A 16,040-nucleotide genomic window follows, 5' to 3' on the forward strand; every position below is an offset into this window, starting at 1 on the left:
GGCCTCAGTGCTTCGTGAGGAGCTCGTCGAAGGTCTCGGCGATCGACGTCCAGGACCACCGCTGCTCGACCCAGCCGCGACCGGCCAGGCCCATCGCCCGGGCGCGCGCCGGGTCGTCGAGCAGCCCCGACAGCGCCGCCGCCACCGCCTCCGGTGACCGCGGGTCCACCACGTGGCCGGTGACGCCGTCGCGCACCGCCTCCGGCGCCCCGCCCGAGGTGCCCGCGACGACCGGTCGGGCGCAGGCCGCGGCCTCGAGGAAGACCATGCCGAGGCCCTCGACGTCCAGGCCCCCGCGCCGGGTGCGGCAGGGCATGGCGAACACGTCCCCGGCGGCATAGTGCGCCGGCAGCTCGTCGTGGTCCACCGGGCCGGTCAGGACCACCGAGTCCTGGAGCCCAGCCCGGGCGACGGCGCGGCGGAGGGAGGCCTCGGCCGGGCCGCCGCCGACCAGCAGCAACCGGGCGCCGGGGTGCCGGGCGAGGACCTGCGGCCAGCCCGCCACGAGCACGTCCTGCCCCTTGCGGGCGACCAGGCGGGAGACGCAGACGACGACCGGTGCGTCACCGAGCCCGTGCCGGGCGCGCACCGCCGTGCCGTCGACGCCGGGGGCGAACCGGTCGATGTCGACCCCGGGCGAGAGCTGGGCCAGCCGGGTGCGGCCCCCGAGCGGCGGGGCGAGGCGGTCACGGGTGTACTCGCTGATGTAGGTGAGGACGTCCAGACCGGCGGCGATCCGCTGCATCACCTGCCGGCTGCCCGGAAGGGCGACCCAGCCGGTCTCGTGCCCGTGCGTGGCGCCGACCAGGTGCTCGACCCCGGCGGCGCGCAGCGTCGGCGCGAGCAGCCCCAGCGGCGCGGCCGCCCCGAAGAACGCGGTGTCGCAGCCGTACCGCTCCACCAGCTCCACCGCCGCGCGGGCGGTCGCCCGCGTCGGGAGGAGCATCCCGGTCGGCCGGCGCACCACGGGATAGGGCAGCGACCGGTCGTGCTCGGCCGAGCCCGGTGCGTCCGACGCCAGCACGACCAGCGAGTCCGGTGGCCGCCGCTCCAGCAGCGCGGCCACGAACGTCTGGATGCCTCCTTGCCGGGGCGGGAAGTCGTTCGTGACGACCAGCGTCCGGCTCACGGCCCCTCCAGGCGCGCCCAGTCCTCGGCCATCGCGATGCGCTGCGCGGTCGTGGGGTGGCTGCCGAAGAACCAGTGCCAGGCCGCCGGCGGATCCGGATCGCTGAGGTTGGCCCTGGCGAGCCGCTGCTGCATGGCGATGAATGCCTCCGGATCGCGGGTGAGGTCGAGGGTGTGCAGGTCCGCGCGGGCCTCGATCTGGCGCGACACCAGGTTCTGCACCGGCGTGGACAGCAGGCCGCCCACGGCGACCAGGAACAGCAGCAGGGGGACCACGCGGGGGTCGCCGGCCGACGGCGCCCCCGAGCGGCGCAGCAGGGGCGTCCAGGTCAGCAGCCAGCCCAGCAGCGCGGTCGCCGCACCCGCGCCCAGCGCGCCCATGAGCGTGCCGGTCAGGACGTCGTCGGCGGCCACGTGCCCCAGCTCGTGCGCCGCGATCGACTCGATCTCCGCATCGGGCAGCCGGCCGAGGACGGTGTCGTAGACGACGATCCGCCGGGTCGAGCCGAACCCGGAGACGTAGGCGTTCAACGCCGTCGTCCGCCGGGAGGCGTCGGAGACCAGCACGTCCTGGACCGGGGTGCCGTTCTCCTCCGCGAGGGCGAGCAGGTCGCTGCGCAGTTCGCCCGCCGGCAGCGGCTCGAAGGTGTTGAACGCCGGCTCGATGACCACCGGGTAGAGGAACGAGCCGACGACGACGAAGCCGGCCGCTGCCGCCCCGCCCCAGGCCCACCAGGTGCGCGGCGCGCGACGGACCAGCCACAGGAAGGCCAGCACCACGACGACGGTCAGCGCCGCGCTGATGGCCAGCGAGACGGCGACGTCGCGCAGCCAGAGCCCCCAGCCACGGGTGGACAGGCCGTAGCGCGTGCGCACGGCCTCCGCGTAGGCGGAGATCGGCAGGGTCACCACGCGTCCCAGGAGGAGCAGGACCGGCACGCCCAGCAGCACCTGCACGACCCACCGGTCGCCCCACCGCGCCCCCACCGCACGCATCAGGCGGGCCCCCAGCGGGGTGAGCCCGAGCACCGCCGAGACCGCCAGCCCGAGGACCAGGGAGAGCAGCGACGCGGGCCGCAGGGCGGCGGCGAAGGCCTCCGCGCGCTCGATCGTCGCGGGATCCAGGCCCGCGGTGGGGTCGGGCTCGGTGCGTCCTCCGGGCGGCTCGGGCAGCACGTCCCACGGGGTGCGGACGACGATGACGACGACGACGGCGATCCCGAGCAGGGCCGCGGCCACCAGGGCGGCCCGGCGAACGCTCACCCCGCCGATCCTAGGCGGGCGGCTCCCCGCGCCCTCCCCGCCGGCTCCGCTCCTCCCCCGGGCCGCGGCACGCGGGCACCGGGCTCCCGTTCGAACCCGGCCACCGCGCGCGACACCGACGCCTGGGAGGTGCCCAGCAGGTCAGCGGCGCCGGTGAAGGCCCCGCGTCGACGACCGCGACGTGCGAATCCGGCCTGGTCCTCCCCGGCCCCTCCAGCGACCACTTGTGCCGTCGCCGCCGGGGGGCTGTCGTCGGTCGTCCCCTGCGCCGCCGACCGCACCACCCTGCGGTTCGTGCCCCCGCGCTTCCTCGGCGTCTTCACGAGCACCCATCCGGTGCTGGCCGCCCTCGTCGGCATCCTGCTGCTCGACCAGGGGGCTCCGGGCGCACGCGAAGATCGCGCCAGGACGCTCCCCCGGGCCTGCCCGAGGTCGTCGGACGGCGCCCTCGGTCACCGGACCGCCCAGGACCGCCGAGGGCCGGCGATCCCTGTCGGGATCACCGGCCCTCGGTCACCAGCCTGGAACCGTCAGCCGGCGATGTCACCAGCCGGCCTCCGCGCCCCGGTCCGCTCCTCGCTCGTCCCTCGCTGCGATGCTCCCGGAGCTGTCAGCCGGCGATGTCACCAGCCGGCCTCCGCGCCCCGGTCCGCTCCTCGCTCGTCCCTCGCTGCGATGCTCCCGGAGCTGTCAGCCGGCGATGCGACGGGCGCTGTTGTAGCTCCCCATCGAGTCCACGCTCGCCACCTTCACCGGCTGGCCGGACGTGGAGGCGTGCACCATCTGGCCGTTGCCGATGTACATGCCCACGTGGCTCACCGGGCTGTAGAAGAACAGCAGGTCGCCCGGCTGCAGCTCGCCGCGGGAGACGGGCCTACCCATCTGGCTCTGCGACCGGCTGGAGTGCGGGAGCGTCACCCCGGCCGCGGCGTAGGCGTACGACGTCAGCCCCGAGCAGTCGAAGGCGTTCGGCCCGCCGGCACCCCACACGTACGGGTCGCCGAGCTGGGCGAGCGCGGTGTTCACCGCCACCTGGGCGGCCGTGCTCGGCGCGATGACGCTGCCGGTGGGCGCCGGGAGACCGGCGCCACCGTGGGCCTGTGCCACCTGCGCCTGCTGCGGCGCGGTGAGCGCCTCGTACCGGCGCTGGTAGTCGGCGATCTTCGCCTCGAGCTCCTCCTGCTGGCCGGCGATCCGCTCCACCGCCCGCCGGGCGTCCGCCGCGGCCTTCTCGGCGGCGTCGCGGGCCTGCTCCGCGTCCTCGGCCGCCCGCGACACCTCGGTGAGCACCTCGCTGGTGTGCCCGGCGATGACGTCGAGGGTGCCCAGCTGGTCGACCAGCTGGTCGGCCGAGTTGCTGGTCAGCAGGACGTCGAGCTGCGACATGCCGCTGCCCGTGTAGACGCTGCGGGCCAGCCGGCGCATGTGCCCGTCGAGGGAACCGAGCCGGGCCTCCGCCTCCGCGACCGCCTCGCTCGCGGCCTGCGCGTCGCGCTGGTGGCCCTCGAGGACGACGCGCGCCTCGTTGAGCTGCTCGGAGACGACCTCCAGCTCGTGGCTGGCCTCGGCCACCTGGGCGGCGACCTCGTCGGCGGTGCCGGGAACCGCCGACGCGGTACCCGGGAGGACGGTGACGGTCAGGGCCGCGACGGCGCTGACCAGGAGCCCCGAACGGAGCGGTCCGAAGCGGCGGGCGCTGGCAGAGCTGCACCGGCCGGCGGTGTGGAGTTGTTCGGGGGCGTGCGTCAGTAGTGCGTGAGGGGTCGCCACGTGCGGCGGCTCTCCGTTTCTTCCGCTGCAACCGCCGACCGAGTTAGCTGACGGGTTCGGGCTGGGAAGACTGGCCCTATCCCCCGCGCACCGGCGAGCCGACGGCGGGAGAACTCACCCCAGAGTGCGGTGGGTCCCCGGTACACCTCGGGCGCCAGTGGTGCACGCCACGCGGTGATTAGGCGGTGTCCGGTCGAGGCCATCCATCGATGGATGACGACCACCCGGCCGAACGGAGGGAACCCTACGACCGTGATGCGCCTGTGACAAACGGGAACAGGTGAGACGTGTGCGACGGCCACGTGCCCCGCGATGGCGCGTCTACCTGGGCATTCACCCGATCGGGTGTACACCCGTCCCTCGCCACGGGCGGGCGGGGATCAACCGGTACGCCGTCCCGACCGCTCCCCGCCGTGCCCGTCGGGATGCCGCAGCGGGGGAACCAGGCCGCCCTCGGCCAGCGCGCGCACGGCGCGGCGTTCCACCTCGTCGAACTCCACCACCACGCCCGGCGGCGGGACGACGACGTCCTCGGCGGCCGTGGCCGGCCCGCCACGCGGCCGCCCGGTCATCGGCACGACGACCGGGTCGACCCCCTGCCACCCGGGCGGGGCCCCCAGCAGCACGGTCACGACGCAGTCGGCGCAACCGGTCCCCCGGGCGGTGCAGGTGTCGCAATCGATGAGCATCGCTTCTTCTCCTCCGTGAGTTGCTGCGCACGGTAGGAAGGGCCACCGACATTTCCGCCGGGCCACCGTCGGCCCGCGCCGGGTCAGCTGCCCGCGTACTCCCAGTGCCACGGCTCCTCGCGCCCGTTGCCCGGGTCGGCCCACGTGGGGTGCAGGAAGCCGAAGCGCCCGGCGTTGGCCACCATCCAGGCGTACTGCCGGGTGCCGAACGTCTGGACGCCGCCGCACAGGTCCACCGCCAGGCCCCAGCCGTGGTTGCTGGTGCCGGGCACCGCGGCCAGGGCCGGCTTCTCCCCGTACAGCCGCACCTGGCCGGCGTAGGTCCGGTAGGAGTCGGTGAGGCACAGCGGGCTCCCGAAGGCGGTCGCGTAGGCCGCCGACATGGCCCGGTAGGCGGCGGCCGCATCGCAGCGCAGCGCGTGCCCGCCGACGCCGAGCGGGCACATCGCGCTGGGCGGGATGAGGCCGTTCGGGTAGCCGCCCCACGCGCGGGCGCCGTCGTAGCTGGGTGGGTAGACGGTGTTGCCGCACTCGGTCCGCAGCGTCCCCGCGGCCGGCGCCGGGACGGCGACGGGGGGCCGCTGGCCGAGGACCGGGCGGCCGATCGCCAGCACCTGGTCGCCCGGCAGCGTCCGCACCACGACCGCGCCGGCCCGGGCGTCGGCGGTCAGCATGGTCCGCGGGTCCAGGGCGATGCCCACGTGCCCGAGGCCCGCCTCCGGCGAGCCCAGGAAGACCAGGTCACCGGGGAGGACGTCGGCGGGGGCCACGGATACGGCGCTCGCGAACAGCTCCTCCTGCGTCGCGGGCAGCTGGACACCGGCCCGGCCGTAGGCCACCTGGACCAGTGACCCGCAGTCCCAGGACTCCGGCCCCGCCGTCCCGGGCGCGTACGGCTGCCCCAGGGCCTCCATCGCGCCGCTGACGGCGGTCAGGGTCTCGGCGGGCAGGACCAGGAGCGAGCTCGGCCGCCCGGGCAGCTGGGCCACCCCGCGCTGCGCGCCACCCGCGGCTGCGGCCACCGGAGCGAGGCGGTCGGGGAGGCTGCGCTCGGGTTCCCGCAGCGCGGCGGCGGGCACGTCGCCGAGGCCGGCGGTCCGGAGCTGGTCGACGTAGGCCCGCCAGCTGGCCGCCGTCTGCTCGTTCACCGACACCTGCTCCCCCTGGAGCGCCGCCAGCTGCCGGTCGACGACGGCCAGCGTGTCGTGGAGCTCCGTGGTCACCGCATCGGCGGCCGCCTCCAGCGCGGCCACCCGCGCGGCCACCTCGTCCGCCCGCTCCTGGGCCACGCCGAGCGCGGCCTGGGCGCGCTGCTGCTGGTCCAGGGCGCTGCGCCGGTGGCTCTCCGCGACGCCGATGAGGTGGGCGAGGTGCGCGTCGACGGCGTCGAGGAAGCCCATGCCGGCGAGGACCTCCCCCGGGTCGCCACCGGTGAGCAGGAGCGTCAGGGGGGTGAGGGCGCCACCGTCCCGGTAGACCGCAGCGGCGTAACCGGCGACCTCGCGCTGGTGCCCGGCCAGCACGCCCCGGGCGTCCTCGAGCACCGCCCTCGCCTCGTCCACCGACCGCTGCGCCTCGGCCAGCGCCTCGCGCGCGGCGACGACCTGCCCCTGGCGCGCCCGGAGGTCCTCCTGCACCTCGGCGGCCCGCCGTTGCAGCCGGTCCAGGTCGCGGCTGTCCAGCACGCCGGAGGTGCCACCCGGCTGGTCGCTGGGCGCGGCGGCCACCGGCCCGGCGGGCAGCAGCACCGCCAGGCACGCCGCCAGCGCCGCGGCCACCGCGCATCGCCGGGCCCGGGCGGGCGGGCGCCACCTGGAGCGCGCGGGCATCACCGACCACCTCTGCGTGCGGGCCGGTCGCACCGGACGCGATGGCCACTGGCAGGCATGGTGTCCCGATCGGGGCCGGAACGCCAGGTTCCGCCCGGTGCAGGCAGCCCCGGACCCCCCGGTCAGGGGAGGCCGGTGCGCGACCGGCCCCGGCGCGCGTCCCCGGGAGTGTCACCCCCCCGACCTAGCGTCCGCTCCGTGGCACCCTCCCCCGCACCGCTGCACCCCCAGCAGGTCTCCATCGAGGAGGTCGGGACACCGCTGGCGCAGGTGACGTTCGTCGTCGTGGACCTGGAGACCACCGGCGGGTCCCCGAAGGACAGCGCCATCACCGAGATCGGGGCCGTGCGCGTCCGCGGCGGGCAGGTGCTCGGCGAGTTCCAGACCCTCGTCGACCCCGGCCACGAGATCCCGCCCTACATCAGCGTGCTGACCGGGATCACCTCGACGATGGTCGCCACGGCCCCGCGGATCGGCGCCGTGCTCCCGACCTTCCTCGAGTTCGCCCGCGGCGCCGTCCTCGTCGCCCACAACGCCCCGTTCGACCTCGGGTTCCTCAAGGCGGCGTGCGTCGAGAACGGCCTGGTGTGGCCCACGGTGGCGTCCGTCGACACCGCCGTGCTCGCCCGGCGGCTGCTCAGCCGGGACGAGGTGCCCAACTGCAAGCTCGCCACTCTTGCCCCGTACTTCTCCGCCACGACCTCGCCCACGCACCGGGCCCTGGACGACGCGCGGGCCACGGTGGACGTGCTGCACGGCCTCTTCGAGCGGCTCGGCCCCCTCGGCGTCACCACTCTCGAGGAGCTGACCGGGCTGACCCGGCAGGTGGATCCGGAGCGACGGCGGAAGCGGCACCTGGCCGACGGGGTGCCCAGCGGTCCCGGCGTCTACCTGTTCCGCGGCCCCGGGGACGAACCGCTCTACGTGGGCACCTCCAACGATCTCCGCAGCCGGGTCCGCAGCTACTTCACCTCGGGCGAGCAGCGCAGCCGCATCACGGAGATGGTCGGGCTCGCCCAGCGGGTGGAGCCGATCCCGTGCGCGCACGCGCTCGAGGCGGCGGTCCGCGAACTGCGGCTCATCGCCCGGCACAAGCCGCGCTACAACCGCCGGTCCCGCTTCCCCGAGCGGGCGCTGTGGGTCCGGCTCACCGAGGAGCCCTTCCCCCGGCTGTCGGTGGTGCGCCGGGTCCGCCCCGACGCCGGCGTGTTCCTCGGGCCGTTCCCCGACCGCCGCGCCGCGGACGCCGCCGTGGCCGCCGTCCACGAGGTGCTGCCGCTGCGGCAGTGCACCGCCCGGCTCTCCCCCCGCACGCCGGTCAACGCCTGCGCGCTGGCCGACATGGGGCGGTGCGGCGCCCCCTGCACCGGCGCGCAGTCGGTTCCCGAGTACGCCGGCGTGGCGGCGGTCTTCGCCGCCGCGGTGGGCCACGACCCCCGTCCCCTGCTCGCCCCGCTGCTGGACCGGGTGGAGCGGCTGGCCGCCGAGGAGCGCTACGAGGACGCCGCCGTGCTGCGCGACCGGGTCGCCGTGCTGGTCCGGGCCCTCCGCCGTCGGCAACGGCTCGAGTCGCTGGCCGCCGTGCCCGAGCTGGTGCTGGCCCGCCCCGACGGCCAGGGCGGGTGGCAGCTGTCCGTCGTCCGGCTGGGGCGCCTCGCCGCAGCCGGGAACGCCCCGCGTGGCACCACCGTCCGGAGCGTGCTGCCGGGCCTGCTCGCGACCGCGGAGACCGTCCCGGGCGCGGACGACCCGACGTCGGTCGACGAGACCGAACTCGTCCTCCGCTGGCTGGAGAAGCCCGGCACCCGGTTGGTGCAGCTGACCGGGACCCTGGCCTGCCCCGCACCCGGCACCGGCGCCTACAGCGAGTTCCTGGCGCGGGTGGACTCCGGGCGGGACGCGCAGGACCCGTTCGCCGACGGGCGGTCGCTGGTCACCCGCGCCCGCCCGGAGCGGATAGCATCCCCGGCGTGATCACCGCCATCGTGATGATCGACGCCGCCACCGACTCGATCGCCGAGGTCGCGCAGGCCGTCGCCGAGCTCGACGGGGTCAGCGAGGTCTACTCCGTCGCCGGCGAGGCCGATCTGATCGCCATCGTCCGCGTCCGCGAGTTCGAGCAGGTCGCGGAGGTCATCGCCGGCCGGATCAACAAGGTCGCGGGAGTCGTCGACACCGACACCCACATCGCCTTCCGCGCCTACTCGCGCCACGACCTCGAGGCAGCCTTCTCGATCGGCTTCGACACCGACGGCTGAAGAAGGACCCCGTCCTCCTCACCCCTCGCACGCCCGGGGGTGAGCCTCTGGACGGGGCCGGCACTCAGCGGCCGGGCGGGGCGACCTCTCGGCTGACGGCGATCCAGCGGTCCAGCAGCGCCGCCGCCCGGCCGTCGTCGATCGCCGCGGCCGCCCGCTCCATCCCCGCGCCCAGGGCGTCGTGCAACCGCGCGGGCCGCTCGTCGAACGCCACCAGCGCCGCGGCGGCGTTGAGCAGCACGGCATCGCGCACCGGCCCGCGGTCGCCGTCCACGAGTCGCCGGAACACCTCGGCGTTGGCCCGGGCATCTCCGCCGCGCAGCGCGTCCGGAGCGGGCGCCGCGATGCCCAGCGCAGCCGGGTCCACCCGCTCGGCCGCCACGGCGCCGTCCCGGACCGTCCACACCGCCGACGTCGTCGCGGTGGTCAGCTCGTCGAGGCCGTCGTCGCCCCGGAACACCAGCGCCCGCGCACCCCGGGCGGCGAGCACCTCGGCGAGGACAGGGGCCATGCGCGCGTTGGCGCAACCGATCGCGGCCGCCACCGGACGCGCCGGGTTGGTCAGCGGCCCGAGGAAGTTGAAGACGGTGCCGATACCCATCTCCCGTCTCGGAGCGGCCGCGTGCCGCATGCCGGGGTGGAACACCGGGGCGAAGAAGAACCCGATGCCGGCCTCGCGAACGCACGTGGCCACGGCGTCGGCGGGCAGGTCGATCACCACGCCGAGCGCCTCGAGCACGTCGGCGGCGCCCGAGGAGGACGACGCCGCCCGGTTGCCGTGCTTGGCCACCGGCGCGCCGGCCGCGGCCGTCACCACCGCGGCCATCGTGGAGATGTTCACGGTGTGCGCGCCGTCGCCGCCGGTGCCGACGATGTCGACGCAGTCCATCGGCAGCTGCACCGGCGTCGCCTGCGCCAGCATCTCGGCGGCCAGCCCCGCGACCTCCTGCGGCGCCTCGCCCTTGGCCCGGAGCGCCACGGTGAAGCCGGCCACCTGGGCCGACGTCGCCTCCCCGGTCATGACCTCGCGCATCGCCCAGCGGGTGTCCTCGGCGGTGAGGTCCTGGCCGGCGAGCAGGCGGTTGAGCAGCCCCGGCCACGTGGGGGCGGAGGAGGGCGTCACCGGCGGGCCACGGACCGCCCCGCGCGGGCGCGCAGGAGGTCGGCCACCACCCCGGGGGCGACCAGCGGATCGACCGGCAGGGCCAGCGTCGCCTCGGCGCGCGACCAGTGCGCCAGCCAGCGGTCGGGCTGCCGGGCCACGAGCAGGCAGACGGCCGGGCGGTCGGCGACCTCCATCTCCAGCTGCCGGGCCAACGCCATCCCCCCGGCAGGCTGGGCCTCACCGTCGAGGATGCACAGGTCGATCCCACCGGCGTCGACCGCGGCCACCACGTCGTCGCCGGTCGCGCACTCCAGCCAGGTCAGCGGACCCACGTCGGGGGCCGGCCGCCGGCCGACCGCGGCACGGACCGCGTCGCGCACCTCCGGGCGGTGGCTGTAGACGAGCACGGTGGCCGGTGCGGCGGGCTTCTCGGCTGCACTCACGCCACCGAGCCTAGTGCCCGGACGCGTCTGTGCAGGCCCGACCGGTGCTCGGTATCGAGCTGATCACATTGGCGCCACGCCGTCACCACCCGCGGTCGTGACGGGGTCCTGCCGATGCCATGATGACCCTCGTGACAACGGCCCCCGTCGCGAGCAGCACCTTCGACACATCGCGGGTGCACTCCCTGACCCGACCGAACATGGTCAGCGTCGGAACGATCATCTGGCTCGCCAGCGAGCTGATGTTCTTCGCCGGCCTGTTCGCCATGTACTTCACCGCGCGAGCCCGGGCCACCGAGGGGTGGCCGCCGGAGCCGACGGAGCTCAACGTCCCGTACGCGCTCGTGATCACGCTGATCCTGGTCAGCTCGTCGGTCACCTGCCAGTTCGGGGTGTTCGCGGCCGAGGAGGGCAACGTCTACGGGCTGCGCCGGTGGTTCACCATCACCTTCGCCCTGGGGCTCGTCTTCGTGCTCGGGCAGGCCTACGAGTACTACGAGCTGGTGATCCACGGCACGACCATCTCGTCGTCGACCTACGGGTCGGTCTTCTACCTCACGACCGGGTTCCACGGCCTGCACGTCATCGGCGGGCTGATCGCCTTCGTGTTCGTCCTCATCCGGTCCACCATGGGTCGTTTCACGCCCGCCCAGGCGACCTCCGCCATCGTGGTCTCGTACTACTGGCACTTCGTCGACGTCGTGTGGATCGCCTTGTTCGCCACGATCTACTTCATCCGATAGGGAACCGGTGTCCACCACGAACCCTCACTCCGACGCTCCGACCCCCGACGCCGCAGGCCCGGCCCACCGGGCCCGGGCGCGACGGAGGTCCAAGCACCGCCGTCGTCTCGCCAACGTCGCCGGACTGATGGCCTCGCTCATCCTCACCGGGGCCCTCTACTCGGTGTTCGCCCCGGCCCAGGCGGCCCCCGCCGGCTCCCAGACCGAGTCGGCGGCCGAGGCGGCCGGGCGCGAGCTGTACGAGCGCAGCTGCATCTCCTGCCACGGCGAGAACCTCGAGGGCGTGCCCAACCGCGGCCCGTCGCTGATCGGCGTCGGTGAGGCCTCGGTCTACTTCCAGGTGCACACCGGGCGCATGCCGCTGGTGCGCCAGGAGGCGCAGGCGCCGGACAAGCCCGCGGTGTTCTCCGACGAGGAGATCGACCAGCTCATGGCCTACGTGCAGGCCAACGGCGGCGGCCCGACCCTGCCCTCGGGCGACCTCCGCGAGGGCGATCTGGCTCTGGGGGGCGAGCTCTTCCGGCTCAACTGCGCGTCCTGCCACAACTTCGTCGGCGAGGGCGGCGCCCTCTCCTCAGGGAAGTACGCCCCGAGCCTGCACGACGCGACCGACCTGGAGATCTACACGGCGATGCTGACCGGCCCGGAGAACATGCCGGTGTTCGGGGACAACCAGCTGACGCCGGAGGAGAAGCGCTCGATCATCGCCTACGTCCAGACCGTCAAGGACATGGCCGACCCGGGCGGCGCGGGCGTGGGCCGGCTGGGGCCGGCAGCCGAGGGCGTGGTCATCTGGGTCGTCGGCGTCACTGCCCTGATGTTGGGCATCTTCTGGATGGGGAGCAAGGCGTGAGCACGCGCGACACCCGCCCCGGCTCGGCCGGGGGCGCGGACACCGAAGGGCCGCTGCACGGCGGCCCGGACGAGGACTACACCCCGGAGCAGCTCGCGGCCATGAGCCGCGAGGAGCTCGACCTGCTCGGCGCGCGCTACGACGGCGTGGAGATCCTCCACGTCGACCCGGCCCCGGAACCGGGCTCCACCATGGAGCGGCGGGCGGTGCGCCAGGTCGGCTGGACGTTCGCCCTCGCCGGGGTCTTCGCGTTCCTGTTCCTCGTCGTGTACGTCGGCTCCGGCTGGTTCCTCCCCGAGTGGTCGTGGGCCGAGGAGGGGAGCACCTGGAGCGCCCTGTTCACGCCGCTCCTCGGCCTGTGCATGGGGCTGTCCCTGACCCTCGTGGGTGTGGGCCTGGTCCTCTACACCAAGAAGCTGCTCCCCCACGAGACCGCCGTCCAGGACAAGCACGACGGCTCGCACTTCGACCGGGTCACCACCGGCGCCACGCTGGTCGGCGGCTACCACAACAGCGGGCTTCCCCGGCGCAAGCTGATCACCCGGTCACTCGGCTTCATGGGCGTCGGCGTCGGCGTCATGCTGCTGGCGCCGCTCGGCGGGCTGATCAACAACCCGAGCACCGGAAACGCGCTCGGGCGCACCGCGTGGGCCGAGGGCGTCCGCCTGCTCCGGCACGACGGCAGCCCGGTCCGGCCCGGCGACCAGGAGCCCGGCTCGCTGGAGACGGTCTTCCCAGCCGTCCCCGGAGGCAACCGGCTGACCGATGCGCCCACCATGCTCATCCGGCTGCGCCCCGAGCAGGTCCAGTCGCTCCGTCCGCGCGAGGGGCACGCCGACTACGGCTACGGCGACTACGTCGCCTACTCCAAGATCTGCACGCACGCCGGTTGCCCGGTGTCGCTGTACGAGCAGGAGACCAGCCGCATCCTGTGCCCCTGCCACCAGTCGATGTTCGACGTGACGCAGGGCGCCAAGCCGGTCTTCGGCCCGGCCACCCGCTCACTGCCGCAACTGCCCATCACCGTGGACGACGAGGGCTTCTTCGTCGCCCGCAGTGACTACCCTGAGGCCGTCGGCCCCACGTACTGGAACCGGGAGCGCATCTGATGGCAGCTCGTACCGCCACGGCGCCGGGGACCCCGACCACGCGGGTCGGCAAGGCCGCGCTCGAGTTCGACGACCGCATGATCGTCGCCGGGCCTGTCCGGCGGACCCTCAACAAGGTCTTCCCCGACCACTGGTCGTTCCTGCTCGGGGAGATCGCGCTCTACTGCTTCGTCATCCTGCTGCTGTCGGGCACGTACCTGACGTTCTTCTTCCAGGCCTCGATGACCGAGGTCACCTACGACGGGTCCTACGACCCCCTGCGTGGGCTCGACATGTCGATCGCCTACGCCTCCGCCCTGGACCTCTCCTTCGACGTCCGCGGTGGCCTGTTCATGCGGCAGCTGCACCACTGGGCGGCGCTGCTGTTCGTGGCGGCGATCGTGGTGCACCTGCTGCGCATCTTCTTCACCGGCGCCTTCCGCCGGCCGCGGGAGAGCAACTGGCTCATCGGCGTCGTGATCCTCATCCTGGCCCTGCTGGAGGGCTTCTCGGGCTACTCCCTGCCCGACGACCTGCTCTCCGGCACCGGTCTGCGGATCATGTCGGCGATCATCCTCTCCATCCCGGTCGTGGGCACCTGGGTGCACTGGGCCGTCTTCGGCGGGGACTACATCGGTGAGCTGATCATCGGCCGGCTCTACATCGCGCACGTCCTGCTCATCCCGGCGATCCTGCTGGCGCTGATCGCCGTGCACCTGCTGGTCCTGGTCAAGCAGAAGCACACGCAGTTCCCCGGTCCGGGCCGGACCGAGCACAACGTCGTAGGCAACCGGCTCTTCCCCACCTTCGCGGGCAAGGCGACCGGTCTGCTGTTCGTGGTGTTCGGTGCCTGCGCGGCCCTCGGTGGCCTGGTCCAGATCAACCCGATCTGGCTGTGGGGCCCGTACAACCCGGCGCAGGTCTCGGCCGCGTCGCAGCCCGACTGGTACATCATGTGGCTGGACGGCTCGAGCCGTCTGTTCCCCGCGTGGGACCTGAACCTGCCGGGTGACTACACGATCCCGGCGCTGTTCTGGCCGACGGCGGTCCTGCCGGGCATCATCTTCATGCTGCTGCTCTTCTACCCGATGATCGAGCGCAAGCTGACGGGCGACACCGCATCGCACCACCTGCTCCAGCGCCCCCGCGACGTGCCCGTGCGTACTTCGCTGGGCCTGATGTCGATCACCTTCTACGTGATCCTCCTGCTCTCGGGCGGGAACGACGTCATCGCCGACAAGTTCGACATCAGCCTCAACGCGATGACGTGGGCGGGCCGGATCGGGCTGGTCCTCCTGCCCCCGATCGCCTACGTGATCACCTACCGGATCTGCCTGGGGCTGCAGCAGCACGACCGCGAGGTGCTCGAGCACGGCATCGAGACCGGTGTCATCCGCCGTCTGCCTCACGGCGAGTTCATCGAGGTGCACCAGCCGATCGGCCCGGTGGACCACCACGGCCACGGTCAGCTCGCCTACGGCGGTGCCCCGGTGCCGAAGAAGATGAACCAGGTCGGTGCTGCGCGGCGCGCGGTCCGCGGCTTCTTCTCCCCCGTGGAGGAGCCGGCCGCGGTCGAGCTCGAGCAGCGTGCCGAGGGTCGCGGCCTCTCGGCCAGCGAGTCGGACCGGGAGCTGACGACCACCGGGCGCCCGTCCGAGGGTGGGCGCCCGTCCGACGGCGGCCGTCCGCAGGACCCGCGCGACTGAGCAGCGTCTGACACAGAAGGGCCCCGGTGGGATTCCCACCGGGGCCCTTCTGCATCTGCTGACCGGAGGGGTGCGAACGGCTCTCCCGCGACACGCATCGATCTGCAGGCCGCCGCTCCGGCGACCTGGCGGCCGACTGCCGACCCCGCCCCAGGCACGGGGACCACCACCCGAGGCCGCCCGCGGCCGATGATCGCTCCCGGCCGCTCCCCCTGCCCGACAGCCGGCCACAGAGCCCCGGGCGCCCCGGCATCCGGCCTGCCTGCCAGGGGCTGACCACCGCTCCCCAGGGCCCCTCAGCGGCCAACCGGGCGCTACGGGCTCATCGGCACCGGGCGGGACATCGACCGGGCCGGGTCCTGCCGCCGCGTCAGCGTCCGGCGGTGCGTCGCCCGACGCACCGCCGGCGGTCGGGACCGGCCGGGCGGGCGCACCGCCGGCGGCAGACCGACCCCGAGCACTCCGCCCCCTCGACCGCCACCGCACGGAGGTTCTGGCCCTCGATGGCATGCCATGCCCGCCCCACGCACCGGAACGACCCCCTCGACTGGTCCTGCTGTCGGCGGCCGGTTCCGTGGAACCGGGCAGCCGCCGACGTGGCTGCGGCACTCCAGCCGTCTGGGCCGGCGCCGGCACGTGACACAGCCAGCCCGCGCTGGAGCATCGCAGCCCCCGGACGACGAAGGCCCCCTCCACCGCGGCGGGTGGAGGGGGCCTTCGTCGGGGAAGGGAGCTCAGCTCTGCTGCGCGTTCTGACCCACGTAGTACTCGAAGAGCAGTCCCCCGACCGCGAGCAGCAGCGCGATCGTGGCGAGCAGGATGAGCCAGATGTACCAGAACGCGATGCCCAGCCCCATCAGGCCGGCGCACAGCGCCAGCGTGAAGGGCCAGTAGCTGGCGGGGCTGAAGAAGCCCAGCTCACCGGCGCCGTCGGCGATCTCGGCGTCCTTGCGGTCCTCGGGGCGCAGGTCGATCCGGCGCGAGACGAACCAGAAGAACCCGCCGATGAGCACCGTGAGGCCACCCGAGAGCACGAGCGCCGTGGTGCCGATGGGCTCGCGCGACCAGAAGCCGTAGACGGCCGCGGCCACGAAGCAGAACACCGCGAGCAGATTGAAGATCAGTGCCTCGACCTTCACGGCCGCGCCTCCTCGTACGTCTGTGG

General features: G+C 74.1%; 14 protein-coding genes and 1 riboswitch. Of the genes, 6 read left to right on the forward strand and 8 right to left on the reverse strand.

The genetic code is table 11. The features are described from left to right. Positions 1-4 precede the first annotated feature (4 nt). The 5 genes from ACI79S_RS14400 to ACI79S_RS14420 all read right to left on the reverse strand — a co-directional run bounded on the left by ACI79S_RS14400 (position 5) and on the right by ACI79S_RS14420 (position 6,679). Entirely contained in the window at positions 5-1,129 is a 1,125-nt protein-coding gene (locus ACI79S_RS14400; protein WP_456594127.1) for a glycosyltransferase family 4 protein, read from the reverse strand. Beyond that, positions 1,126-2,391: a M48 family metallopeptidase gene (locus ACI79S_RS14405; protein WP_456594128.1), complete on the reverse strand. Its 1,266-nt coding sequence runs from the start codon at positions 2,389-2,391 to the stop codon at positions 1,126-1,128. The genes ACI79S_RS14400 and ACI79S_RS14405 overlap by 4 nt, the downstream gene beginning before the upstream one ends. 690 nt (positions 2,392-3,081) lie before the next feature. Then, positions 3,082-4,161, reverse strand: a complete 1,080-nt coding sequence (locus ACI79S_RS14410) for a C40 family peptidase (protein WP_456594129.1) — start codon at positions 4,159-4,161, stop codon at positions 3,082-3,084. A 17-nt stretch (positions 4,162-4,178) separates the two neighbouring features. After that, a riboswitch (cyclic di-AMP (ydaO/yuaA leader) is annotated at positions 4,179-4,356 on the reverse strand. Positions 4,357-4,541: 185 nt separating this feature from the next. After that, on the reverse strand, positions 4,542-4,850 hold the full coding sequence (locus ACI79S_RS14415) for a hypothetical protein (RefSeq protein ID WP_456594130.1): 309 nt from the start codon (positions 4,848-4,850) through the stop codon (positions 4,542-4,544). 83 nt (positions 4,851-4,933) lie between these two features. Next, on the reverse strand, positions 4,934-6,679 hold the full coding sequence (locus ACI79S_RS14420) for a D-alanyl-D-alanine carboxypeptidase family protein (RefSeq protein WP_456594131.1): 1,746 nt from the start codon (positions 6,677-6,679) through the stop codon (positions 4,934-4,936). A 198-nt stretch (positions 6,680-6,877) separates the two neighbouring features. On the opposite strand from ACI79S_RS14420, the gene ACI79S_RS14425 reads away from it, so the two are divergent. Beyond that, positions 6,878-8,653, forward strand: coding sequence for a DEDD exonuclease domain-containing protein (locus ACI79S_RS14425; protein WP_456594132.1), 1,776 nt, complete (start codon positions 6,878-6,880; stop codon positions 8,651-8,653). After that, positions 8,650-8,937, forward strand: a complete 288-nt coding sequence (locus ACI79S_RS14430; protein WP_456594133.1) for an Lrp/AsnC family transcriptional regulator — start codon at positions 8,650-8,652, stop codon at positions 8,935-8,937. The genes ACI79S_RS14425 and ACI79S_RS14430 overlap by 4 nt, the downstream gene beginning before the upstream one ends. A 64-nt stretch (positions 8,938-9,001) precedes the next feature. Here ACI79S_RS14430 and trpD read toward each other — a convergent pair whose 3' ends face one another. Together trpD and ACI79S_RS14440 are read right to left on the reverse strand one after the other, a co-directional pair. After that, positions 9,002-10,060 (reverse strand): anthranilate phosphoribosyltransferase, encoded by a 1,059-nt coding sequence (trpD, locus tag ACI79S_RS14435; RefSeq protein WP_456594134.1) that lies wholly within the window; start codon positions 10,058-10,060, stop codon positions 9,002-9,004. Continuing rightward, a complete protein-coding gene (locus ACI79S_RS14440; protein ID WP_456594135.1) occupies positions 10,057-10,485 on the reverse strand; it encodes a hypothetical protein in 429 nt (142 codons plus the stop codon). The genes trpD and ACI79S_RS14440 overlap by 4 nt, the downstream gene beginning before the upstream one ends. A gap of 122 nt (positions 10,486-10,607) precedes the next feature. On the opposite strand from ACI79S_RS14440, the gene ctaE reads away from it, so the two are divergent. Genes ctaE through qcrB form a run of 4 tightly spaced genes read left to right on the forward strand, consistent with a single transcriptional unit; the run spans position 10,608 to position 14,875 of the window. Beyond that, entirely contained in the window at positions 10,608-11,228 is a 621-nt protein-coding gene (gene ctaE, locus ACI79S_RS14445; protein WP_456594136.1) for an aa3-type cytochrome oxidase subunit III, read from the forward strand. A gap of 7 nt (positions 11,229-11,235) precedes the next feature. Then, positions 11,236-12,081 carry a cytochrome bc1 complex diheme cytochrome c subunit gene (gene qcrC, locus ACI79S_RS14450; protein WP_456594137.1) on the forward strand — a complete coding sequence of 282 codons (846 nt, stop codon included), beginning with the start codon at positions 11,236-11,238 and terminating at the stop codon, positions 12,079-12,081. Continuing rightward, positions 12,078-13,190 (forward strand): cytochrome bc1 complex Rieske iron-sulfur subunit, encoded by a 1,113-nt coding sequence (gene qcrA / locus ACI79S_RS14455; protein WP_456594138.1) that lies wholly within the window; start codon positions 12,078-12,080, stop codon positions 13,188-13,190. The genes qcrC and qcrA overlap by 4 nt, the downstream gene beginning before the upstream one ends. Beyond that, the gene (qcrB, locus tag ACI79S_RS14460) at positions 13,190-14,875 is read left to right on the forward strand and encodes a cytochrome bc1 complex cytochrome b subunit (RefSeq protein WP_456594139.1); all 1,686 of its coding nucleotides are present in this window, start codon (positions 13,190-13,192) and stop codon (positions 14,873-14,875) included. Before qcrA ends, qcrB begins: the two co-directional genes overlap by 1 nt. 734 nt (positions 14,876-15,609) lie before the next feature. Here the strand turns inward: qcrB and ACI79S_RS14465 are convergent. Then, positions 15,610-16,014 (reverse strand): cytochrome c oxidase subunit 4, encoded by a 405-nt coding sequence (locus ACI79S_RS14465; protein ID WP_456594140.1) that lies wholly within the window; start codon positions 16,012-16,014, stop codon positions 15,610-15,612. Positions 16,015-16,040: the final 26 nt, after the last annotated feature.

It is taken from the genome of Blastococcus sp. SYSU DS1024 (genome assembly GCF_054050795.1).